1 protein-coding gene is annotated in these 1,112 nt (G+C 73.4%); it reads left to right on the top strand.

Annotation, left to right across the window (positions count from 1 at the left end; genetic code table 11):
• Nucleotides 1-1,110 (top strand): Gfo/Idh/MocA family protein (locus AB2L27_RS20155; protein WP_370443277.1); only part of this gene is annotated, 1,110 nt, incomplete at its 5' end.
• Between the last annotated feature and the right edge of the window lie 2 nt (nucleotides 1,111-1,112).

Here is a 1,112-nt window from a genome sequence, read left to right as displayed (position 1 = left end):
CGCACCGGGCCGGTGGGGATCGGGATCATCGGCGCCGGCGTCATCTCCGGCACCTACCTGGACAACCTCACCTCCTTCCCCGACGTCCACGTCCACGCCATCGGCGACCTGGTCCCCGCCGCCGCCGCCGCCCGCGCCACCGAACACGGCATCAGCACCCACGGCGGGATCGCGGCCGTCCTGGACCACGACGACGTCGAGATCGTCATCAACCTGACCATCCCCGCCGCCCACGTGGAGGTCTCCCTGGCCGCCATCGCCGCCGGCAAGCACGTCTGGTCGGAAAAACCCGTGGCCCTGGACCGCGAGGGCGGGCAGCACCTGCTGGCCGCCGCCACCACCGCCGGGGTCCGGCTGGGCTGTGCCCCGGACACCTTCCTGGGCGCAGGACTGCAGGCCGCCCTGGCGGTGCTGCACCGGGGAGACATCGGCACCCCGCTGAGCGCGTTGACGCTCATGCAGTCCCCGGGCCCGGAGTCCTGGCACCCCAACCCCGCGTTCTTGTTCGCCCCCGGAGCCGGGCCGTTGTTCGACGTCGGCCCCTACTACCTGACCACCCTGGTGCAGGCCTTCGGCCCGATCAGCCAGGTCGCCGCCCTCAGCGGCACCGCCCGCACCCACCGCACCATCGGCTCTGGGCCCAGGGCCGGGGAGGTGTTCGAGGTGGGGGTGCCCACGCACGTGGCCGCGCTGGCCCGTTTCGCCGGGGGCGCCTCGTCCAGCAGCGTGTTCAGCTTCGACTCCCCCCTGCCCCGGCACGGGTTCGTGGAGATCACCGGGACCGAGGCGACGTTGGCGTTGCCGGACCCGAACACCTTCGACGGGCAGGTGCGCATCCGCCGGGCCGGTACCTCCCGGGAGCAGGACTGGGAGACGATCGCCTCGACCACGGCGGTCTCCACGCGCGGGACGGGGGTGCTGGAGATGGCCCGGGCGATCCGGGCCGGGCGGGCGCACCGGGTGCAGGGGGCGTTGGCCCACCACGTGGTCGATGCGATGGTCTCGATCATCGAGTCCGCCCAGACCGGGCAGTTCGTGCCGGTGTCCAGCACCGTGACCCCGGCGGAGCTGCTGCCGCAGGACTGGGACCCCACCACCCGCACCGTCTGACC

This window comes from Kineococcus halophytocola (assembly GCF_041276425.1).
Taxonomy (GTDB): domain Bacteria; phylum Actinomycetota; class Actinomycetes; order Actinomycetales; family Kineococcaceae; genus Kineococcus; species Kineococcus halophytocola.
Note: the sequence above shows the minus strand (reverse complement) of the source record. Positions and strands in the feature narration are given on the sequence as shown.